Raw genomic sequence first — 23,466 nt, forward strand, 5'->3', positions numbered from 1 at the left:
CCTCACGCCTGGCGCTGGCGCATTACAAGTAGGAAGAAAAGACTGCCGATAGCAGATGTAATAATACCGACCGGGATTTCCCGGCCAGTCAGTGCGGTGCGTGCAAACACGTCCACCCACACCATGAAAAAACCACCGAGAAGAGCACAACCGATGAATAAAGTACGGCTGGTGACACCGAGCCAACGGCGAACAATATGAGGAATCATCAGGCCAACAAATCCAATACCACCACAGTAAGAGACAATAGCGGCGGTGAGGCCGGCGCAAATAAGCAAAGATAGCATGCGCATGTGGGCAACATTGACGCCAAGGGTGCGGGCACTGTCGTCGCCGAGAAGCAGTGCGTCAACACGCGGCCCAAAAAGATAAAGTACGCCTGTACACCCAGCAACTACGGCGAAGAGAACCCAGGCATAGTGGCTTTCAACCCGGGCAAGACTGCCCATTAGCCAGAACACCACCTGGTTTGCCGCGAATGGGTCGCCGACAAACAATAAAAACTGACTTAACGCACTAAGCATAAACGAAACCGCCACGCCAGCCAGTAACATGTGTTCGATACGGCCACCAAAAGTAGAGCGCGCAAGTAACTGTACCAGGATGACCGCGAATATCGCCCCAATTAATGCAGACACGGGCAAGGCGATGCCAAAAGCCGCAGTGGGCAAGCCCCATTTGGCGGCTAAAGGACTATTCAACAACAGCGCTGCTACACTGGCGCCCAGTCCTGCACCGGCAACAACACCAAATAAGTAGGGATCGGCCAGGCCATTGCGGGTGACATTTTGTAATGTGGCGCCGGCCACCGATAAACCCGCGCCAACCAGAAAGCCCACCATGACCCGGGGAAAGCGGATATCCCAGAAAATAGTATTGTCGATAGGGTCGGCGCAACTGCCTGATACACATTGAAAAATGGTATCGGCCGACAACGAAGCCGCGCCAAAGAATAACGACAATAAGGGCGCACTCATCGCTAATAGCAGCAACACAATCCATTTCGCTTTCATGTTAGCTATCATGTTTTACCTGCATCGACGCTTTTTGAAATTCAGCAAAGGGCGGGTTAAATTCAATCCGCGGTGTTTGTGTTGCCGAGTGATGCACCGTGCAAGGGACTCTGAAAATGTCGCTGAGTAAGGTGGATTCCAGCACGTCAGCTGAGGCCCCCGATGCGGCCACCAAGCCATCTTTCATCAGCACCAAATTATCGCAGTAGGCAGCAGCCAGATTGAGGTCGTGCAAACTCACCACCACGGTTTTGCCTTGTTGCTGGCAAAGTGAATGCAGCAAGTGCAAAATTTGATGCTGATAGTACACATCCAGGTGGTTCACCGGTTCATCGAGAACCAGTAGCGGCGCACCCTGAACCAATGCCCGGGCGATCAAACAGCGCTGTTGTTCGCCGCCAGAAAGGACACTGAAGTGTTGCTCGGCTTTATCTGCCAGACCTACATCATCCAGCGCTTTCAATACTTGTGTGCGGTCGTTACGGGTATAACGTGACAACAAATTTTTATGCGGCAACAACCCCATGGTCACAACTTGTTTCGCTGTCAGACTGAACACGGAATCGTTTATTTGGTTCACAACCGCAACATGACGAGCAAGCTCTTGGGGCGCATAATCTGATAACGGGCGGCCTTGCCAACAGATTTCGCCGGCAGCCTGAAGTTGCCCGGTGATGATTTTCAATAACGTGGTTTTACCCGCACCGTTCGGCCCAAGCACACCGTGGAATAGGCCTGCACCGAAGTCCAGCGAAATATCCGTAAGGATTCGCTTTTTGTAGATTGAATAGGTGACATCTTGAAGATGCAATGCCGCTTGGGTAGACATGATGCCCGTCATACTAAAATTATACTTAGCGGGATAACCGGCAGCCATAGCCGTATGAAAGCAGTTACTCGTTCAGCAATGCCTGAAGTGTGGAGTAAAACTGTATTCGTGTTTTCCCGCACGAAATTGAGTCACTACATTATGGTTGGTATCTGACTTCGACCTGCTGGGTCATTACAGTTGCGGGTACAGTTTTGGAGTTACACCAAATTCCCATTTAATTTGCGCGACGCTAAAGAACACGCGCAACACCACGTATGCAAACGCTGAGTGTATCAGGGATTTCTCATATTGACGAGGGCAATGGAAGAAGAACGCAGGGTAGGATGATCCAAAACAGAAATCCTGTGCTTTATGCTTAAAAAACCGCATCTGGCAATACACCTTAGACTATGATTGGTATTAGCAAAAACACCGCAGTATGCGCACATGGCAAGAAAATGCGCGATTGCGGGATGCAGAATCAGCATTCTGCTGATATATTTTTAATTATCTAGTAAAGAGTTGCCGTCTCGTTTGCTTGCAACGGATAGCCAATCATACTCATACCTCTCTGCCTGCACGCCCCACAGCGTCTGGCGCACGGAAACCAATATAAGGTAGGTATATGTCAACACAAAACGCGCTTCTGACTATTCTGGTCGAAAAGATCAACAACGATACGCTGGTTCTGCCTACGCTGCCTGCCATCGCACTTAAAGTGCGTAAAGCAGCAGATGATCCGAATGTGAACTTGAACGCCATGGGTGATGTTATTGGTAAAGACCCTTCGCTGAGCATGCGAATGATAAAAATTGCCAATAGTGCCTACCTGGGACGCACAGTAAAAGTGACGTCTATTGGCCAAGCCGTTACCCGCATTGGTTTGCGTCAAATAAAGAATATCTCTACGGCGTTGGCAATGGAGCAGTTATTTGTTTCTAAAAACGACGTGGTAGCCAAGCACCTGAAAAAGGAATGGGCTGCCACTGTTAAAGTGGTCGCGTATTCGATGGCGGCATTACAAACTTATGTCAACCGCACCCGCAACCGTGAGCTGAGCTTAGATACCATGACGCTCGCAGCGCTGGTTCATGATATTGGCGTGCTACCTATTCTTACCGAAGCCGAGCGCCATGAAGAAGTTTTCGCGAACCCGACATTCCTGAATGTGGCGATTGATAAGCTGTCTTGCCGAATTGGTGGCAGCATCATGCGAGCGTGGGAATTTGACGACGATTTTGTGATGGTTGCAGAACAGTGGAAAGACTTATCTGTGCTACCTGAAAAACTGTCTTATGTGGATTTCGTTCGTGTAGGCGCGGCGCTGGCCGGTAAAATGGACGACCAGAAAGACGCAGTGCTTAATCTGGCAATTCAGCGTGGTGTAATTGAAGACATCAAAGAATTCACCACCGATGAGTTTAAAGAAATGGCGGTCAACGCTAAACAGATCTTCTCTTCATAACGACTCCGGGCAGGTATCTGTGCACGCTGGCAGGTACCTGTTTTCCCGTCAACCCCGATGCTCCCGTGCAGGGGTTATGGGTAAAAAATCATGTCGATAAAGCGCGTTTTTCCACTTAAATCCCGATAGCCATGTTCGCCATCGGCCGCTAATAAATACTGCTCACCGGTGCTTACAGGGTGCCACACATCTTGCTGTAAAATTTCAAGTTTCCCTTCTATTACATGAATATGTTCAAGCACGCCGGCTTGGTGTGGTGTTGATAATTGCTGGTGGTGATTTGTCAGGGTTATTTCAAACATTTCTGAACGGGTAATAGGCGAATAGGGGAAGAGCGTTTTCACCTTCATATTGTTGTCACCGGCAAATCCATCGTTTTCAGAAGGCATGCTCGTGGCGGGATCGGCTGCACCGGGAATGAGGAAGGAGGAAAATGAGCATTGCAGACCAGTGGCAATTTTCCACAGTGTGGCAATGGTAGGGCTAGACTCCTGACGCTCTATTTGTCCAAGCATGGCCTTGGAGACCCCAGTTTGCTGTGCTGTTTTGTCCAAAGACCACCCGCGCTCTTTACGACGGGCTTTGAGTGTCTGGGATATTTGCGCGTTAATTGCCTCGTTAGCATTCATCTGTGTTTTGCATCCTGATAAATATTGCACGCCGTCACGTTAAGCGTATTGTGCGTTATAACGCACAATGTTACACTCGTTCGCAAATGTGCGTTATAGCGCACAGGTCTATAGGCAAATGCTAACACTGGAGGCCCGCCTTGTCATCGAAATCTCTTCCACAGCTCAGTCATATTGCTGCGGGTTTAACCGCCGTGGTGGTGGGCTACAGTAGTGCGGTAGTACTGGTTATTGAAGCTGCCAAAGCGTCGGGTGCCACACCTTCGATGATTGTCAGCTGGTTGCTCGTACTAGGGCTAGGCATGGGCATTACCTGTATCGGCTTTTCCTGGTTGTATAAAGTACCTGTGGTGACCGCATGGTCTACACCTGGCGCGGCATTTCTGATTGGTGCAGTAGGCGGCTTTTCGCTAGCAGAAATTATCGGTGCGTTTGTCACTGCAGCCTTATTGGCATTCATTGCGGCGCGGAGTAAAGCACTCACTAGCCAGATAGAGCGCATTCCGCCTGCTGTTTCGTCCGCGATGTTGGCTGGAATTCTGTTGCCCATTTGTTTAGGCGTTTTTACCGATGCCGCCGCTCACCCAGTCATGGTAGTCAGTTTCATTGCACTGTATTTATTAGGTTCACTCTTTTTCCCTCGTTATCTTATGCTGGTACTGCTTGTTGTGGCTATGGCGGTGGGGTTAGGTAGCACCGGCACGAATCTGGATTTCGCATGGAGTTGGCCAGAGCTTGAATGGGTAACACCGACGTTCTCGGTTTCTGCCACCATTAGCCTGGCGATACCCTTGTTTATAATTACGTTGCTATCGCAGAACCTGCCTGGCATTGCCATTTTAAAAAGCTATGACTACCACCCCGACGTTAGACAAATCCTTACGGGTGTCAGTATCGTGAATTTGATTGCGGCTCCTTTCGGTGGCTTTGCTTTTAACTTGGCGGCAATTACCGCGGCTATCTGCATGGGCGAGAACGCAGGAGACGACAGAAACAAGCGCTATAAAGCGGCGATCATGGCCGGCGTCGGGTATTTAATTTTCGGTATTATTGCGTCGCTGGTGGTGTATCTGTTCAGCCAAATGCCACCAGTGGTAGTGCATCTTCTAGCAGGGTTAGCCCTGCTTGCAACGTTGCAGGCATCATTACTTCGCAGTATGGAAAATCATGATCATCGCAAAGCGGCACTACTGACGTTGTTGTGTTCTGCCTCGGGCATCACCGTGGCGCAGCTTGGTGCACCGGTATGGGGGCTATTCGCGGGGTTATGTGTTCTTGGGTTAGATAAGCTTTACCAGAAAAGGCATGGGAAAGCGTCGGCATAAAATACCTTGAAGATGCCAAAAGAAACGGGCCTGTTAGTCGTAACAGGCCCGTTTAATTTTGTCTTCCGTGCTAACGATTAATGTTAGTCGTCGTTCAGTTTCAGAGTGGTGCGCATGAAATCAAGGAACTGACAAAGTTCAGCCGACATCAGTGCAAACTCGGCGTCTAATCGTGCTTCAACCTGATCTTTCGGTACGTCTTCGGTTTCTTCTTTCAGGCGATCAGTAAATTTCACCCGTTTGAAAGAACCGTCTTCCGAAATAGTCGCAGTTAATACTTCCTGCCATGCAAAACCGACCTTTTGCACCAGCTTGCCGTTATCCAGGTGCATGGTAATTTCTTCGCTGTCCAGCGGCTGGTTTTTACAACGAATGACACTTTCTAGATCGTCGGTAGATTTCAGTTCTGCCTCTTCCAGCAGCTCAATGCCGTCTGGCGCGCCGTCGGTGAGCCAGTGCGTCAACTCAGATTGCAGGCTATGACGGGCCAGAGGTACTACCGGCAGCGAGCCAATTGCCTTACGCACACAAGCCAACCAAGCTTCCGCTTTGCCATCGGCAGAGGCGTCGATAACCACCATTTTTTCCGGAATGGAAATAAAACCGTGGGTAAAGGTGTTTCTTACAAATGCCTGTGGTAGCAGTTGAAAAGTAATTTCTTGTTTCAGATCTTGTTGCTGCTTTTTGCCTACCGGTGAGCCGGTTTCGGCTTCGATGTGCGCAACCTTGTCTGCCAGCTCGGCATTGACCACTGAAGATGGCAGAATTTTTTCCTGTTTCTTCAGCGTTATCCAGTAACGTTCCTGTACTTTGTGGAACATCACGCCTTCTTTACCGGCTTGTGCGAACGGCGACGCAAAACCCATGGTGGCCGTGTCTTGTTTGCCACAGGGACGGAAAGCGTTATCCATCAGCATACGGCTGAGATCATCGTCGTCCAGAGAAAGCGGCTGGGTAAGCTGGTAAGCCTTAAGATTTTTGAACCACATAGAAAATATGTCCTGATCCAGATTATTGTTATAAAGGGCGGCAAGCGTACCAATGCGGGGCATCGGCTGCAACGATCATCTAAGTTAATAAAACGGATCAGTCCTGACGATCAGGGAAGCGAATAACGTAGCGCAGGCCTTTGTCGGGTTCACTGAACGCCTGAATTGTGCCGTCCAGGGTTTGAGTCACAAGGTTATAAACGATGTGCGTGCCTAAACCGCTGCCGCCTTGATTGCGGCGAGTAGTGAAAAAGGCGTCGAACAGATGTTCCAGCGACGCTTTATCCATGCCTTTACCGTCATCCTGATATTCCATCACGATATCGGTATCGTCGCGGCTGATGGTCAGGGAAATGTGTCCGGCGGGTTTATTTTCAAAACCATGCATTATTGAATTGATCATCATGTTGGTGGTGATTTGCGCAATGACACCCGGTGCGCAGGTGATATACAAATCACCAGGACACTGAATTCTCACTTCGTGCTGGGTATTTTTAAAGGTGGGTTTCAGCGACTGCAGGATTTCGTGTAAGTAACTGTTTAAGTTGAATGTGCGCTGCGCTTCACTGGTTTGGTCTACCGCTACCTGTTTAAAGCTTGCCACTAACTCAGACGCCCGGTTGAGGTTACCCATTAGCAAACTGGCTGATTGTTCTGCTTCATCCAAAAAGGTTGCCATGGTTTTGTTCGACAAGGTTTTGTCATGGTAGGCAAGGCGCAAGGCATCGATACGTTCACTGAGATAACTGGCGGCAGTGACGCCAACGCCCAGCGGCGTATTTACATCGTGGGCGATACCGGCAACCAGGCCACCTAACGAAGCCATACGCTCCGATTCAACCAACTGATCCTTGATGAGGTTCAGCATTTCGTTGTTTTTGGCCAATTCGGCATTACGCTTGCGCAACTCATCTTCGATATACTGCCGGTTTTCGTTTTCTTGTCTTAATTCCCGCTGATTGGCGATGAGTTCGTCTTTCTGCTGCTCGAGGTCGAGCATGATTTGTGACAGTGACGCCGTTTTCTTCGCCACTTCCTGTTCAAGAATGAGGTTTTGGTCGTCGAGTTTGCGGTTGGCCTGGGTCAGTGCTTCACGAGCGCTCGTGAGCTTTGCCTGCGACACAATGAAATCATCAATGACCTGATTAAACGAGTGCTGCAACATACGTAACTCGTTGTCATCATTATCAATAACCGTAATTTTAGCTTCTTCAGGGTGCTCAGGGTCGAAAGTCGTCATCTGGCTGCTAAGTTCAGACAATGGCTCAGAAAGCATGTGTTTGAAGGCGGTCATGAACAGAAACACCAGGAACGCGGTTTTGATGAAGGCGTTTCCGAGTAAGAAGAAAATTCCCACTTCAATTCGACTGAGAATAATGTCGAAACTGGAGTACAGGGTAACATCGCCGACATAAGACTGACGGCCAGAAAATTCAAATATAAGAGGGAAACTGTAACTGAAAACACCACCCGGATGGTCGCGCATTATCCCTGCCTGAACCGTTTGACCGTCACTGGGGATGGTGCGGCCTTCGTCGGCAATGAGATCGCCATTTTCATCGCGAACCTGCACGCCCTCAACGATGGGCAGCTTAGTCAGCCCTTCAGAAATAATCCGCGCCTGTACTTTGTTGAGCTCCCAGTTGGCCCGGGTCAGGCTTTCGGCAAAGGTGTTCTTCAGCGTGCGAAGCTCGCTTTCGATGTGGTCCTTGGTGCTCAGATATTCGGTAAATATCTGGCCTATTGTGACGATGATCGTCAGGATGAAATAAACCGACAATACACGTGTGAGCAGCTTACGTGACAATCCTGTCTTAACCTTGGACATCCAACTCCAACCTTAATGTTTATTCCCGGTACACAGAATAGGCGGAAAAGCCTGAATTAACAAGCGACCCGGCATTACACTTAAGCATAATTCGTCGTAATATCCTTGACACATAAATGTAATCGTTTTAATAAAACTGTCACAGACCACATCAATAATAGCGGCGTTTTGTAATGAGCAGGAAAATATCAATGTCTCGAACTGTTTTGATAGTAGAAGACGAAGCGCCGATCCGCGAAATGCTTAAGTTTGTGCTTGAGCAATCTGGCTATGAAACGATTGAAGCCGAAGATTTCGACGTCGCACAGCAAAAAATCTGTGAGCCGTATCCGGATTTGATATTGCTTGACTGGATGTTGCCGGGTGGTTCTGGTGTTCAGTTAGCGAAAGGATTAAAGCAACACGAATTTACCCGTGACATTCCGGTGATCATGCTAACCGCCCGTGGAGAGGAAGAAGATAAAATCCGTGGGTTGGACGCCGGGGCCGATGACTATGTCACTAAGCCGTTTTCACCGAAAGAGCTAATCGCCCGTATCAAAGCGGTGATGCGTCGGGTAACGCCTACCTCTAACGAAGAGCCCATCGAGTTCAATGGTCTTAAGCTAGAACCGATTTCGCATCGGGTAATGGCCAACAACGACCCGCTGGATATGGGGCCAACAGAGTTTAAGCTTCTGCATTTCTTTATGACCCACCCTGAACGTGTTTATAGTCGTGAACTGTTGCTGGATAACGTGTGGGGCACGAATGTTTATGTTGAAGATCGTACGGTTGATGTTCACATTCGTCGTCTGCGAAAAGCGATTTCTCGTCATGGCCACGACGCGATGATTCAAACTGTTCGTGGCGCAGGCTATCGTTTCTCTACCAAATTATAATGTTTGTCGACGCGCATTGCGCGCGTCGTCTATCATTGTCACAATAGCCTTTTCCACTCAAATCAAGGCCTTCTGATTCATGTACTATCCCTTTTCATGGCTACGAAGTGCAATTCGCCTGATTGCGTATTTGCTCGTCTTCGCGCTGGTGGGGTTGTATGTCGACGACATGCTATTTGCGATTGCATTAGGGGCGGTGGGCCTGTTGATTGTCAATTACTGGCAGCTGTTCAAGCTGAATCGCTGGCTCTGGCACAGTCGTAAAATGTCACCGCCTACCGTGAGTGGCGTGTGGGAACATATTTACGAAGGCATTTATTACCTGCAGCGGCGAAACCGCAACAAACGCAAAGAACTGGGTGAGTTGGTAAAGCGCTTCCGGGAAGGCTCTGAAGCATTACCCGATGCTGCCGTCGTAGTGGATTCCAAAGCCAGTATTATTTGGTGTAACCGGCTGGCCCGACTGGAACTGGGTTTAAAATGGCCCGGTGATGCAGGCACCCGCATCGATAATCTCATTCGTCATCCTGACTTCATCAGCTACTTTCATGAAGGCGATTTTAGTCATCCTATTGAAGTACCTGCGCCTACCAACCCCAACAAAACCTTCGAATACCGGATCATGCCTTATGGCGAGGAGCACTTGCTGCTTATTGCCCGAGATGTAACCCGGGTATCTCAGTTGGAGGAAATGCGTAAGGACTTTGTGGCGAATGTGTCTCATGAGCTACGTACGCCGCTTACCGTGTTATCGGGCTATCTGGAAATTCTGCCAGAAGATGAAGATAACCCGATGGTGCAGAAGGCGATGAAAGAGATGTCGGCGCAAGCCCAGCGAATGCAGAGCTTGATTGAAGATCTGTTGGTGCTGTCGCGCATTGAGGCGAGTTCTGAACGGATTTATGAAAATAAAGTGAATATGCCCGCCATGTTAGCGCAGCTCGAAAAAGAAGCCGCCACATTAAATGCAGACAAAGGGCATCAGATTACTTTCCATATTGATCCCGTGCTCTGGGTATTTGGGGTGGAAACAGAACTGCGCAGTGCCTGTTCGAATCTGGTATTCAACGCTGTGCACTATACGCCGCCTGGCGGCGAAATAAATGTTCACTGGCGACGTGAAGGCCACGATGCGTTATTTGCCGTGATTGATAACGGTGACGGCATTGAACAGAACCACCTGGCGCGGCTTACTGAACGCTTTTACCGGGTGGACAAAGCCCGTTCAAGAAAAACCGGCGGTTCCGGTCTGGGCTTGTCTATTGTGAAACATGTGCTCAGCCATCATAATTCTCAACTGGATATTACCAGTACCGTGGGAGAGGGCAGTCAGTTTTCGTTCCTGCTGGATGAAGAGTTGATTACGGAGAAGTCATGAGCCGTTGGTGTCAGGTGTTAGTCAGTGCTTTGCTGTGTATGAATACTCTGCAGGTCTGTGCAGAGGAATCTGTGCCTGAATACACCCGAAGCCCCGGCGTTGCCGGTAAAATCACCTCTGTTGGCTCAGACACCCTGGCAAACCTGATGGCGATGTGGTCGCAGGAATTCATGGAGATGTATCCTCAGGTCAAATTTCAGATCCAGGCTTCAGGCTCCTCTACGGCACCACCCGCACTTACCGAAGGCACCGCAACCATCGGCCCCATGAGTCGGGAGTTGAAGCCCTCTGAAATTCGCGATTTTGTTCGTGAGCATGGTTATCCGCCCACGGTGGTCAGGGTTGCCATGGATGCCATCGCGATTTTCGTCGAACGCAAGAATCCCATTGAGGGTCTTACCCTGGAGCAAGTCGACGGTATTTTCTCAACCACCCGATTCTGCGGTGCACAGGAAGCCATTACCGACTGGTCACAGCTTTTATCAAATCAGAACGCCACCGTGTCGCCAATACGTATTTTTGGTCGGAACTCGGTTTCCGGTACCTATGGGTTGTTTAAAGTGATGGCGCTTTGCGACGGTGATTTTCGCGCCACGGTGAACGAGCAGCCCGGTTCTGCTTCGGTGGTGTTGTCTGTTGCGTCGAGCAACGATGGTATTGGATACGCCGCCTACGGTTACAAAACCGCTGGCGTTAAAGCTCTGGCTATCGGAGACACTGTGCAGTCGCTAGTACCGTTAACCACGCAAACTGTGCGCAATGAAACCTATCCCTATGCCCGTTTTCTGTATCTGGTCGTGAACAAAGCTCCGGGTAAACCGCTACCTACCCTGGAAAGAGAATTTTTGCGCTATGTTCTCTCCCAGCAGGGGCAAGAGCAGGTGAGTAAGGACGGCTACTTTCCGGTTCGCGAAGATTTATTGCTTCGCCAACGCCGATATTTAGAAGATTCAGCCGTTAAGCTGTAGTCACAGACTGTCATTAAAGCTTCATACTTTAGTTTAATGTTGGGCCTGTCAAACCGGGCTATTTCCCAGTATTCACGGGTTGTACAGCCACGTTTCACTTTTGCATAGATAGAACATGTTCAAAAATCTTGTTATTTTTCATGCACTAATTATTTAAATGTGCTGAACCACGCCATTTAGATACTAAAAGTTCATTTTTTCCTGTGAAAGTTTTGTTACAACGCCAGAGTGTAACAAATGTGTCATTTACCTTCGGTAAAGTTCCTGCGTTTTCTAAATCCATAATCATATTCGCACTTGGAGATACGAATGGAACTTAAGCACTTATTTCAGGCTTCTGCGATTGCAACTGCACTCGTGTTAGCTGGCTGTGGCGGCGATATCAACATTTCAGAAGGGAACATCGATAATAGCGTAGAAAATAACTACGGTAACGGTGATAGTGATTCAGGTTCTGGCGATTCTGGTGATACAGATACCGCGCCTGGTGAAGTAAGTTCAGGCCTGAGTTCTCAGGTTTCTACCGCGTTCGGTAGCGACGTAACGGTTCGTGTTCTTTCTGGTCGCTTAACTGCTGATATGGCTGACGACAGCGGTAACATCACGCTGACTAACGACACCGTATGGGCACTGGACGGTGCAGTATTCTTTGGTAACGACAACGCAGACAGCGTTAACCTGGTTATCGAAGAAGGTACGACTATTTTCGGTCGTAGCGGTAACGACTACATGGTGGTTAGCCGTGGTTCAACTATCGAAGCAAACGGTACTGCAGCAGCACCTATCATTCTGACCTCAATCGAAGACGTGGTTGGCGGTGACGCACAGCCTGGTCAGTGGGGTGGTCTGGTAATGCTGGGTAACGCTTCTTCTAACCAATGTCCTGATACGGGTGCATGTTCTCTGCAAATCGAAGGTGCTGAAGAAGGTGCGGTATTCGGTGGTACAGACGACACTGAAAGCTCTGGCTCTATCAGCTACATGGTAATCAAATACTCAGGTTTCGAAATTGCACCAGATAATGAGCTGCAAGGTCTGACTATGGGTGGCGTAGGTTCTGGTACCTCTATCGACCACATTCAAGTACACGCGTCTTCTGATGACGGTATCGAATTCTTCGGCGGTAGCCCGCAACTGAAATATGTACTGGTTACTGGTGCACAAGATGACTCTTTAGACTGGGATAACGGTTTTACTGGTAAAATCCAATACGCTTTCCTTGAGCATGCGACTGACGACACTGACGCAAACCGTGGTATCGAAGCTGATAACGACGGTTCAGATCCGGCTAACGAGCCACAGTCCAACCCAATGATTTCTAACCTGACCATCATCGGTAACAACTTCGACGGCGACGACGATTCTGAAGGTGTTTACCTGCGTGAAGGTACCGGTGCACAGATTTACAACATGGTTGTAACGGGTCCTGCAGGCATGGGCGAGTGTTTTGAAGTTGAAAACGTGACTGAGTCTCAGGCTAACCTGGCCGACGGCACTATCACTATTCAAAACTCTGTTATGGCTTGCCGTAACGGTGAAAACTTCAAGAACGATGACGGCGCCGTTGACCTGGAAGACTGGTTCTTAAACACCATGACTGGCAACACCGTTTCTGAAGCGATTGCACTGAATGCAGACGGTTCACCAACCTCAGGCAGCCCACTGTTAGGTGCAGGTGCTGACGCATCGCAAATCGATGGTTTCTTTGATGCGACTGACTACGTCGGTGCGCTGGATGGCGTAACTGACTGGCGTGATGGCTGGGCATTCGGTTTCGGCGGCGGTGAAGTTACTGGCGTTGTTGAATCGGTTGACGGTTGTCCTGCAAGCACCACTGAAATTGATTCTGTAGACGGCACCACCACTACCTGTCAGTTAACTGGCCGCATCACTTCTGATGTAACCCTGACTGAAGGCAACATGTATGCCCTGTCTGGCGCAGTATTTATCGGTGGCGACAACACTGACAGCGCAACACTGACTATTGAAGAAGGTGTCACTCTGTACGGTGCAAGCGGTAACGATTACCTGGTAATCAGCCGTGGTTCACAAATTGATGCGCAAGGTACTGCTGCTAACCCAATCACCTTTACTTCACAAGCTGACGTAGCGTCTGATGCCGGTGAGCCGGGTCAATGGGGTGGTCTGGTAATGCTGGGTAACGCGCCATCTAACCAGTGTCCTGAAACTGGCGCATGTTCACTGCAAATCGAAGGTGCAGAAGAAGGTGCGGTATTCGGCGGTACTGACACTGCTGATAACTCAGGTACTATCCGCTACGTTCGCATCATGCACTCAGGTTTCGAGATTGCACCTGATAACGAACTGCAAGGTCTAACTATGGGTGGCGTAGGCTCTGGTACTGATATCAGCTACGTACAAATCCACAAGTCTTCAGACGATGGTGTTGAATTCTTCGGCGGTAACGTTGACATGAAGTACGTAGTACTGACTGACAACCAAGATGACAGCATCGACTGGGATAATGGTTTCCAAGGTCGCATGCAGTACGTACTGGTTCGCCACGCGGTAGATGGTTCAGATGCTAACCGTGGTATCGAAGCCGACAACGACGGTTCTGACCCAGCGAACGAGCCACAGTCTAACCCAACACTGTCTAACGTAACTATCATTGGTAATACCTTTGACGGTGACGACGATTCAGAAGGTGTTTACCTGCGTGAAGGTACTGGCGCTCAACTGTCTAACTTCATCGTAACTGGCCCTGCTGGCATGGGTGAGTGTTTCGAAATCGAAAACGTTGTTGAGTCTCAGGCTAACCTGACTGACGGCACCACCACTTTCACAAACTCTGTGATTGCCTGTGAAAACGACGAGAACTTCAAGTTCGACGATGGTGCGACTGACCTGGAAGACTGGTTCCTGAACACTATGACTGGCAACGCAGTAGTCGCTACTCAGGCAGAAGTCGTAAGCGGCATCTACAGCATCACTGATGCGGTAGCGCCTAAAGACTGGACAGGTGATACTTTCTTCGACAACGTGGACTTTGTTGGTGCCGTGTCTGAAGACGACGACTGGACTGCTGGCTGGACCGTTGGTCTGGAGTAATCACTCCTAATCCCTCCATCAAGGCAGGCACGTTGCAGCAAAAGTAGCGTGCTTGCTTTTTAAGTATTAAAAGCAACGTTTTTAAACGTTGATGTGTAAGAACGCTTTTCCACGAGGTTTACAATGAAAAAGCCTGCAATCAGATTTCCTGTCAAGCCACTGAGTCTGGCGATACTGGCAACATTCGCAGCGGCTACCGTGCCTGCAGTTGCTCAGGAAGCTGACGATGAGGAAGTCATCGAAGAAGTGGTTGCCACTGGTACCCGTCTGAAAGGTACGGCAACAGCAGTAATGGAAGAACGGAAAAACCAGGCATTCGTTGCTGACATCATGGGTGCGGAACAAATCTCCCGTACCGGTGACTCCGATGCGGCTTCAGCACTGCGTCGTGTAACGGGTTTGACACTGGTTGACGGTAAATTCATTTATGTACGTGGCCTGGGTGAACGTTATTCATCTACCCAGCTGAACGGCCTGGCGGTGCCTAGTCCAGACCCAACCCGTAACGTTATTCCGCTGGATTTATTCCCATCTACGATTATCGAAAGCTTGTCGGTACAAAAAGCCTACTCGCCTTCTATGCCAGCGTCTTTCGGTGGTGGTAACGTTGATATTCGTCTGAAAACCATTCCTTCAGATTACGTATTCAGTGTTCAGGGCCAGTTAGGTTCAAACACCAATAACTTTGACGACGCTTACCAGTACAATGGTGGCGGTGATGATTGGTTTGGTGAAGATGACGGCACCCGTGCGGCGCCAGCAGCCATTGTTGATCAGTGGGAGAGCAAACAGTTCCTTGATGGCATTAGCCAGGAAGAGTCTGTTGCCTTATTCAAAGGTTTGAATCGTGACTACGATCCACGTTTGGAAAGCGTAGACCCGGATTACAAAGCCAACCTGTCAATTGGTAACAGCTTTGATTATGACGACGACTGGCGTTTTGGTTTCTTGCTGGCCAGTGGTTACGACCGTTCTACCGATGTAAGCGAAGAGTATGTGGGCGAACAGCCACTGCGTAACGGTGAAGAAATCCGTATGATTCGCTTTTATGACGAAGTAAACACCACTGAGAAATCGGTGAAGTGGTCGACCCTGTTTAACGTAGGTGTCGATTACAATCGTCAGCATCGTGTGGACTATAGCGTTATCGTGTTGAGCGATACCCGCGACCAGATCCGCGACATGATTGGTAACACTGCCAACATCACGTTATCGGATAACCAGCGTGTTCGTAAGTACGAAGTGCAATACGAAGAACGTAAAATGTTCACCAACCAGTTACGTGGTACACACACGTTCCCTGAGTTAGGTTTCCTTGGTTTTGACTGGAAATATTCTGAAGGCCGTTCTTCCCGTGATGCCCCTGGTAACATGGAAGCGCGCTTCCTGCTGGAAGACGATAATTTAGATGGCATTTACGATCGCGAAACAGAAAGCAGCCTGAGTAACTCTACTACGGCTGGTCGCTATTCATTCCAAACGTTGCATGACCGCGTAGAAAACTTCGCCTACAACGTAAACTACCCGTTAATGATTGATAACTGGGAAATGGAATTTAAAGCAGGTGGTAACTTCCTGAGCAAGACACGTGTTGCAGACAACCGTCGTCTGGACATCAGTACTCGTGCGTTTACCGATACGTCTATTCTGGAAGGCTACAACTTTAACGACATCCTTACCGATGAAGTTCTGGATAGCGCCAGCTATAGCACACAAAACCTGCTGCGTGATACCACGGTTGCCGGTGATGACTATGCCGCTGGTCAGAAAGTGGATGCTTACTACTTTGAAGCCGACCTGTTCTGGAACAACCTGTGGCGATTCAGTGGTGGTGTGCGTTACGAAGACTTCCGTCAAGCGGTTGTCCCGTTCGATCCACGTACCAACCAGTTCGACTTAACTGACGAAGCAGACCGTTCTCAACTGGCTTTCCAGGAAGACGCATTCTATCCGTCACTGGCGGTAACCTACTTCCTGCAGGAAGACATGCAGCTGCGTTTCAGCTACGGTAAAACGGTAGTTCGTCCAGATCTGCGTGAAGTATCGTCTTCTACGTACATCGACCCGCTGACCGAAAACCCGGTAGGTGGTACACCCGGTCTGCGTACCACGTCTATCAATAACTTTGATGTTCGCTGGGAATGGTACCGTGAAGCCGGTAACAACCTGTCACTGGGCCTGTTCTACAAAGACATGGATTCACCCATTGAATCGGTTCAGTCGCCTGCACAGGATGGTCCGCCGCTTATTCGTATTGCCAATGCCGAAACCGGCAAGATGTACGGTATGGAAGTAGAGTTTCTGCAAGGTCTTGAAGTGATTGGCGACGGTATCTGGGACAACCTGTTTGTGTCCGGTAACCTGACTTTGAGTGACTCAGAGATTGAGCTGGACCCAGCCAACATCGAAGAGCAAACCGGTGTTTCAACCTCGATCACCAACCCGACACGGGCGATGACCGGTCACTCGAAATGGGTAGTGAATACGCAATTCGGTTATGACTCAGATAACGGTGAACACTCTGCATCTTTAGTCTATAACGTGTTTGGTCCGCGTATCCTGATCCCGGGTATCGATGGCTTCGATGATAGCTTCGAACAACCGTTCCATTCTCTCGATGTGGTGTACAAGTGGTACCCAGATTTTAATACCACTGTCACATTGAAAGTTCAGAATATGCTTGATCAGGAAAAGAAAATTGAGTTTGAAGACACGTTACTGCGGTCTGAAACCCGCGGCACGTCATTTAGTTTAGCGTATCGCTACGACTTCTAATCAACTCATCAAGAGCCGCATCAGCGGCTCTTTTTTTATCACGTCATTGTTCAATTGTGACAATAGAAATATGACAGTCATGTAATAAAACTGTCATAGAAAGTTCCTATCCTACGCCCAGAAATTTAAGCTCGGCGAAAGCCGTATCCTTTAACTGTAAGGTTTGAATGTATGAAGCTTTTCAACTCTTTGCTACTGGCGAGCGCCATGACGGCCACCTTCGCCATGGCACAAGACGATAGCGTCTTGAAACCCGCTGTAGATGAAGCCGCTAAGATCAACGAAAGTGCCGCTAAGTCTCAGGACAAAATCAACAACATCGCTGATCAAATCGATAGCAAACTTCAAGCGTTCAAAACGCTGAACAAAGAAATTGAAGGGCTAAACGTTTATAACAATCAGCTGAGCAAGCAGATCGCCAACCAAGAACAGGAAATGGCGGATCTGAACGCGTCTATTGACGAAGTTTCCGTTATCGAGCGTCAAATCACGCCGCTGATGATTCGCATGATTGACGGTCTTGAGCAGTTCGTTGCTCTGGACGTGCCTTTCCTGGAAGAAGAGCGTGCTAAGCGTATTGCTGACTTAAAAGACATGATGGACCGTGCTGACGTTTCTGCTTCTGAGAAATTCCGCCGTGTAATGGAAGCCTATCAGGTAGAAATGGATTACGGCCGTACTATGGAAGCGTACAGCGGTATTCATTCAATCGACGGCACTGAGCGCGATGTAGAGTTCCTGCGCCTTGGCCGTACCGCACTGATTTATCAAACCCGTGACGCCAGCAAGCAAGGCGTATGGAACAAACAAACCCGTCAGTGGGAAGAACTGGACAGCAGCTACCGCACACAGATCACCAAAGGTCTGCGTATGGCGAAGAAACAGCTGGCACCAGATTTGTTAATGCTGCCTGTTGCAATCACGGACTAAGAGGTACTGACCATGTTAAAGCAGATTAAATTCGTCGCAGCTGGTCTTGCCGCTGCCACATTAAGCTTCGGTGCAATGGCGGAAAACGAACGCGCACTGGACTTAGACGCACTGTTAAAGCAACTGGAACAAGGCCAGTTTGCACAGTCTCAACAAAACAAACAGCGCGAGCAGGATTTCGTTGCACAGCGTGCACAGCAGGACCAAATCCTGGCTGATACCCGCAAGCAACGCGATAACGCACTGAAAACGTCTGAAAACCTGGAAACCCAGTTCGAAGAAAACGAATTCAAACTGGCAGACCTGAATCAGGCGCTGGATACCCGTTTAGGTTCATTAAAAGAACTGTTCGGTGTGCTGCAACAAGTTGCTGGCGACACTAAGAGCAAATTCCAGAACTCTGTCGTTTCTGCACAAATCCCAGGCCGTGCTGAGTTCCTCGACAACATGGCGCAGGCCATGGGTAAGAGCTCTAAGCTGGCTTCTATCGAAGAAATCGAGCGCGTATGGTTTGAAATGCAGCGCGAGATGACTGAATCTGGCAAAGTTACCAAGTTCGAAACCTCTGTGGTTGAAGCGGGTGGCGAGAAAGTAAATAAAGAAATCGTTCGGGTAGGTCCGTTCGCCCTGGTTGCCGACGGTAAATACCTCGACTTCAACGGTATCACTGGCACCGTAGCTGAACTGGTACGTCAACCTGCTGACCGGTACGGCGACTCTGCACAAGCACTGCAAAACTCAAACGGTGAACTGGTTGAGTTTGGTATCGACCCAACCGGCGGTTCTATTCTTGGCCTGCTGGTTCAAGCACCTGATCTGAAAGAACGTGTAGAGCAGGGCGGTGAAGTTGGTTACATCATCCTTATCGTAGGTGCGATTGGTCTGCTGCTGGCGCTGGAGCGTCTGATTAGCCTGACACTCATCAACGGTAAAGTGCAGAAGCAGCTGAAACGCAAAGAAATCAAAACAGACAACCCGCTGGGCCGCGTACTGAAAGTACGTGAAGATCACCCTGATGCAGACGTTGAGGCGCTGGAACTGCACCTGACAGAAGCGATTCTGGGTGAAGTACCTAAGCTGGGTCGCAACCTGACCATCATTAAGATTATCTCTGTTGTTGCACCGCTGATGGGTCTTCTGGGTACGGTAACCGGTATGATCAACACCTTCCAGGCAATCACTCTGTTCGGTACCGGTGACCCGAAACTGATGGCAGGTGGTATTTCTACCGCACTGGTAACTACGGTACTGGGTCTGGTCGTGGCCATTCCTATGACACTGCTATACGCCATGCTGAATACCCGTAGCAAGAACATCGTTTACGTACTACAGGAACAGGCGTCAGGTGTAATCGCTGAGCGCGCAGAGCGAGGCTAAGCCGATGATCGCATTCCTCGAAGCAATACGCGATTTTACAGAGACTGGAGGCCAGGTTCTGCTGGTCATCGGTCTGCTGATATTCATCATGTGGTTGCTGATCCTCGAGCGTGCGATGTACCTGCTGATTTGGCACAAAAACTACAAGAATCAAGCGGTAGCTGACTGGAAAGCCCGTCAGGACCGCTCCTCCTGGTTCGCTGAACAAGTCCGTGCAAAAACGGTTTCAGCGTTAACCATTCAGTTACGGGGCAGTATCCCGATTATTCAGTCGCTGGTAGCACTTTGTCCGCTACTGGGTCTGATGGGAACCGTAACCGGTATGATTGAAGTTTTTGACGTAATGGCCATTTCCGGCTCGGGTAACGCCCGCTCTATGGCATCAGGTGTCTCCAAAGCTACTATCCCGACAATGGCGGGTATGGTAGGCGCACTGTCAGGCGTATTCGCCTCGACCTGGTTGAACCGTATGGTGAAAACCGAGCGCATGAAACTGGAAGATGCACTAATTATTGACCGCAAAGGCTAGGCCTTAGGCCAGGAACAAAATTATGAAGCAGCATTTTCAAAATCTGATTGACGAAGAAGAAGCCACAATTGATATGACGCCCATGCTGGACGTTGTTTTCATCATGCTTATCTTCTTCATTGTAACCGCGTCTTTCGTAAAAGAAGCCGGTATCGATGTTAACCGTCCTGAAGCGGCGACTGCGGTAAAACAGGATCGCGCCAATATTCTTATCGCGATTTCTGATACTGGTGAAATCTGGATCAATAAGCGTCGTGTAGATGTCCGTGCCGTACAGGCCAACATCGAGCGTCTGCATGCCGAGAACCCGCAGGGTACGGTAGTGATTCAGGCAGATCAGAAAGCCACTACGGATACCCTGATCAAGGTGATGGATGCCTCCCGTGCGGCAGGCGTTTACGAAGTTTCAATCGCAGCACAAGAGCCTTAAGCCATGCCACGATTTATCATCGCATTTGTCATTTCGCTGGCGATCACGCTCGGCCTGTTCTTCCTGATGCAATCACTCATCAAGATGGGCGGCAGTGCGCTGACAGAGCCACCAAAAGGCAGTGTGCTTGACTTTGTGCGGGTGAAGAAAGAGGAAACGGTTGAACAAAAAGACCGTAAACCTCGGAAGCCACCACCGCCAAAAGAGCCACCGCCGCAAATGAGTTCACCACAAATGGACTCACCGTCTCCTGACGCCAATGGTACTTCAATGGACTTTGGCGGCGACATGGCGGCTGACGTTGCCCTTGATGGTGGTCTGGCGCTGGATTCGGGTGACGGTGAATACCTGCCAATCGTTAAGGTTGCGCCTGTGTATCCGCGCCGTGCACTGCAACGTGGTATCGAAGGTTTTGTTATCGTGGAATTTACGGTAACCAAACAGGGTACGGTGCGCGATCCGATTGTGGTTGAAGCCAATCCATCCGGCATTTTTGAACAGGCTGCTATGGACGCTGCCATGAAGTTCAAATATAAGCCGCGGGTAGTTAACGGTGAAGCCACGGAAGTCTCTGGCGTGCAAAACCGTATTACCTTCCAGATTGACGGGTAAGTATTATGAGTAAGCATTTATCCAAACGATTTGCGTGTGTACTGTCGCTGGCCATTATAGCGGTGACAGTGGTACCGGCTGCATTGGTCAGCGGCCAGGCACTAGCACAGGAAACCAAAGCCAGCGACAAGAAAACCCGTCGGGTACCTACGTTGCGTGGCAAGGTGTACGAGCAACTTGCCCGTGCACAGGCAGCAGGTGACGCCGGTAATATCGACGAAGCTATTGCTATCCTTGACGAAGTTAAGGGTAAAGATAGCTCAATGAACAGCTACGAACAGGCCATGATGTATAACTTCTATGGCTTTATTTACTACAACAACGAAGATTACGACAAAGCGTTGGAAAACTTCGCCCAGGTAGTAGAGCAACAACCCATCCCGGAGAAATTCGAGATGACCACGCTGTTCAGTTTGTCACAGCTGAATCTGATGCAGGGTAATTACCAGGCCAGTATCGATTATCTTGAGCGCTGGGAAGCGTTGAACGAGGGACCGGTGCCGGTAAAAAACCTGGTACTGAAAGCCCAGGCTTATTATCAGGCGAAGGAATACGCCAAAGCGGAACCGTTTATTGCGCAAGCGATAAAAGACCACGAAGCAGAAGGCATGATCCCTGATGAGAACTGGTTAATCCTGCAGCGCGCGATTTATTACGAGCTCAAGCAACCTGAAAAAGTAAAGAACGTGCTGATCAAACTGGTAAAACTGTTTGATGAGCCAAAATACTGGATTCAGCTTGCCGGTATGTATGGTGAACTGGGCGAAGAGCGCAAGCAACTCGCAATCATGGAATCTGCCTACCAAATGGGCTACGTGGAATCGGCGGCCGATGTCTTCAATCTGGCGCAACTGTATTACTATCACAAGGTACCTTACAAAGGTGCACTGCTGATGGAACAGGCCATGAAAGACGGCACGCTGGAAAGAAACCTGCGTAATATGCGTTTCCTGGGCCAAAGCTGGACCTTAGCAAAAGAACAAGATAAAGCCATTCCGGTAATGCAGTCGGCGGCAGAAATGTCGGAAGACGGTGAGCTGGATGCGCAGCTTGCGCAAATTCTGCTTAACGCAGAGCGCTGGGACGATGCCATTGTGTCGGCTGACCACGCCATCGAAAAAGGACAGCTGCGTAATCCTGGTCTGGTTTACCTGATTAAAGGCATGGCGCTGTACAACAAGAAGCAGTATGCCGCAGCGTTAAATCAGTTGGCTGAAGCCGAGAAGCATCAGCGCAGCAAAGCCATGGCGCAACAGTGGAAACGGTTTGTGGAGTCTGAAAAGACTCAGCAGGAAGCCATCTCCGCTGAGCTCGCCATCTAGATTTAAAAATACGTTAAGAGGCCGGTTTTACACCGGCCTTTTTTATCACTTTCATTTACAGTGTCATATTCACCGTCTATCCTCACTAGCCTAACGACAACGCTTTACTGTTAACGCACGAGCTAACGTTTCTCGAAATTCATTCCTATGTATAGCTTTGGTAGCCATAGTTTTTCTCAGAGTCATGTATAGTTTTGTAAAGTGTATTATTTATGCCTGATATAATAATAAAACCAGGCCCGCTGAAAGTGGCGTATAAAGCTTTCAGCGACATAAAAGGGGGCATGCCTATGTCTGACAACAGTATCATTAACGAGAACAGCTACAATCTGACACCGATGCTATATGACATCCGTGGCTTTTTTATTCTCACCTTTGCCTATCGCAACACGCTCTCCTCACAGGTTAAATTTTTCGCCGAAAATCTCAAAGGCAAGCATTTGGAGTGTGCCATTGGCACCGGTACCTTCACGCAAATTTGCATGAAACACGCCCGTAAAAAATTGAAAGAACAGGATTTCTCGCTGGTGGGTGTGGACTATTCCAAAGCCCTGATGGGCGGCGCTAAGAAAAAACTGAAGGGCGCGGAGCTGGCCATTGAAGACTTACGCAACATGACTTTCGACGATGAAACCTTCGATACCGCTAACCTGCCTAACGGCTATCACACCATCGGTGGCATAGATGAAGCCATGCACGAAATCGTGCGGGTACTCAAAACCGGCGGAACCCTGTACATGAATGTGTTGCTTTATCCCGGCGATGGCTTCATGAACAGCCTGAGTACAAAAGTAAATGACTATGGGCAAAGTATCGGCATTCTGAATCGCCCGTATACCCGGGAAGAAGTACTAGAAAGCCTGCCGAAATTTGGGTTACGTCTTGATGAGGAAAAAACGGTTCAGAACTGTATTTTTCTGAAAACCACCAAGGTCTAGAAATACAATAATTTGTATTTCGATTTTGAACGCTACGTAATTCATACAAAAATGTAGTGTTCCGTCAGGTCCAGATGAAGTTGTTATATAGGCAAGTTAACCACTTGCAAAAAACAAGTTGTGTAAATTATTATCGAATATATGTAAGGTTTGCTCCGATTCACCTCATTCCAACAGTTAACCGATATCAAACG

The 23,466-nt window shown here is 49.1% G+C and carries 19 protein-coding genes and 1 riboswitch; of the genes, 14 read left to right on the forward strand and 5 right to left on the reverse strand.

The genetic code is table 11. The features are described 5' to 3' along the window. Positions 1-2: 2 nt before the first annotated feature. The gene (locus tag ACXAGX_RS17195) at positions 3-1,013 is read right to left on the reverse strand and encodes a FecCD family ABC transporter permease (RefSeq protein WP_474840024.1); all 1,011 of its coding nucleotides are present in this window, start codon (positions 1,011-1,013) and stop codon (positions 3-5) included. 1 nt (position 1,014) lies between these two features. Further along, positions 1,015-1,842, reverse strand: coding sequence for an ABC transporter ATP-binding protein (locus ACXAGX_RS17200; protein ID WP_474839810.1), 828 nt, complete (start codon positions 1,840-1,842; stop codon positions 1,015-1,017). 126 nt (positions 1,843-1,968) lie between these two features. Then, positions 1,969-2,113: riboswitch (cobalamin riboswitch) on the reverse strand. Between the two features lie 336 nt (positions 2,114-2,449). Here ACXAGX_RS17200 and ACXAGX_RS17205 point away from each other — a divergent pair. Next, complete coding sequence (locus ACXAGX_RS17205; protein WP_474823082.1) at positions 2,450-3,289, forward strand: HDOD domain-containing protein; 840 nt, start codon at positions 2,450-2,452, stop codon at positions 3,287-3,289. A 74-nt stretch (positions 3,290-3,363) separates the two neighbouring features. Here ACXAGX_RS17205 and ACXAGX_RS17210 read toward each other — a convergent pair whose 3' ends face one another. Next, complete coding sequence (locus ACXAGX_RS17210) at positions 3,364-3,918, reverse strand: helix-turn-helix domain-containing protein (protein WP_474839812.1); 555 nt, start codon at positions 3,916-3,918, stop codon at positions 3,364-3,366. A gap of 140 nt (positions 3,919-4,058) precedes the next feature. Between ACXAGX_RS17210 and ACXAGX_RS17215 the strand changes: the two genes are divergently transcribed. Beyond that, positions 4,059-5,243 carry a benzoate/H(+) symporter BenE family transporter gene (locus tag ACXAGX_RS17215; RefSeq protein ID WP_474823090.1) on the forward strand — a complete coding sequence of 395 codons (1,185 nt, stop codon included), beginning with the start codon at positions 4,059-4,061 and terminating at the stop codon, positions 5,241-5,243. A gap of 83 nt (positions 5,244-5,326) precedes the next feature. Here the strand turns inward: ACXAGX_RS17215 and rdgC are convergent, their stop codons facing one another. Continuing rightward, positions 5,327-6,232 (reverse strand): recombination-associated protein RdgC, encoded by a 906-nt coding sequence (gene rdgC / locus ACXAGX_RS17220; RefSeq protein WP_474839814.1) that lies wholly within the window; start codon positions 6,230-6,232, stop codon positions 5,327-5,329. A 97-nt stretch (positions 6,233-6,329) separates the two neighbouring features. Further along, on the reverse strand, positions 6,330-8,060 hold the full coding sequence (locus tag ACXAGX_RS17225) for a sensor histidine kinase (protein ID WP_474839816.1): 1,731 nt from the start codon (positions 8,058-8,060) through the stop codon (positions 6,330-6,332). Between the two features lie 191 nt (positions 8,061-8,251). Between ACXAGX_RS17225 and phoB the strand changes: the two genes are divergently transcribed. The 12 genes from phoB (at position 8,252) to ACXAGX_RS17285 (ending at position 23,272) form a co-directional block, all read left to right on the forward strand. Continuing rightward, a complete protein-coding gene (gene phoB / locus ACXAGX_RS17230; protein WP_070123851.1) occupies positions 8,252-8,941 on the forward strand; it encodes a phosphate regulon transcriptional regulator PhoB in 690 nt (229 codons plus the stop codon). A gap of 79 nt (positions 8,942-9,020) precedes the next feature. Further along, entirely contained in the window at positions 9,021-10,319 is a 1,299-nt protein-coding gene (gene phoR / locus ACXAGX_RS17235) for a phosphate regulon sensor histidine kinase PhoR (protein ID WP_474823101.1), read from the forward strand. Beyond that, the gene (locus tag ACXAGX_RS17240; RefSeq protein WP_474839818.1) at positions 10,316-11,287 is read left to right on the forward strand and encodes a PstS family phosphate ABC transporter substrate-binding protein; all 972 of its coding nucleotides are present in this window, start codon (positions 10,316-10,318) and stop codon (positions 11,285-11,287) included. Before phoR ends, ACXAGX_RS17240 begins: the two co-directional genes overlap by 4 nt. Before the next feature lie 309 nt (positions 11,288-11,596). After that, positions 11,597-14,359, forward strand: a complete 2,763-nt coding sequence (locus ACXAGX_RS17245; RefSeq protein WP_474839820.1) for a hypothetical protein — start codon at positions 11,597-11,599, stop codon at positions 14,357-14,359. 123 nt (positions 14,360-14,482) lie between these two features. Further along, positions 14,483-17,134, forward strand: coding sequence for a TonB-dependent receptor domain-containing protein (locus ACXAGX_RS17250; RefSeq protein WP_474823111.1), 2,652 nt, complete (start codon positions 14,483-14,485; stop codon positions 17,132-17,134). A gap of 171 nt (positions 17,135-17,305) precedes the next feature. After that, entirely contained in the window at positions 17,306-18,064 is a 759-nt protein-coding gene (locus ACXAGX_RS17255) for a DUF3450 domain-containing protein (RefSeq protein WP_070123856.1), read from the forward strand. A gap of 12 nt (positions 18,065-18,076) precedes the next feature. After that, positions 18,077-19,441, forward strand: a complete 1,365-nt coding sequence (locus ACXAGX_RS17260) for a MotA/TolQ/ExbB proton channel family protein (RefSeq protein ID WP_474823119.1) — start codon at positions 18,077-18,079, stop codon at positions 19,439-19,441. 4 nt (positions 19,442-19,445) lie between these two features. After that, positions 19,446-19,970: a MotA/TolQ/ExbB proton channel family protein gene (locus ACXAGX_RS17265; protein WP_070123858.1), complete on the forward strand. Its 525-nt coding sequence runs from the start codon at positions 19,446-19,448 to the stop codon at positions 19,968-19,970. Positions 19,971-19,992: 22 nt separating this feature from the next. Beyond that, positions 19,993-20,400 carry an ExbD/TolR family protein gene (locus ACXAGX_RS17270; protein WP_070123859.1) on the forward strand — a complete coding sequence of 136 codons (408 nt, stop codon included), beginning with the start codon at positions 19,993-19,995 and terminating at the stop codon, positions 20,398-20,400. A gap of 3 nt (positions 20,401-20,403) precedes the next feature. After that, positions 20,404-21,012 (forward strand): energy transducer TonB, encoded by a 609-nt coding sequence (locus ACXAGX_RS17275; RefSeq protein ID WP_474839822.1) that lies wholly within the window; start codon positions 20,404-20,406, stop codon positions 21,010-21,012. Between the two features lie 5 nt (positions 21,013-21,017). After that, entirely contained in the window at positions 21,018-22,334 is a 1,317-nt protein-coding gene (locus ACXAGX_RS17280) for a tetratricopeptide repeat protein (RefSeq protein ID WP_474839824.1), read from the forward strand. Positions 22,335-22,546: 212 nt separating this feature from the next. Next, entirely contained in the window at positions 22,547-23,272 is a 726-nt protein-coding gene (locus ACXAGX_RS17285) for a class I SAM-dependent methyltransferase (protein ID WP_474823135.1), read from the forward strand. Positions 23,273-23,466: the final 194 nt, after the last annotated feature.

The organism is Alteromonas sp. ABV4_515, from assembly GCF_056160345.1.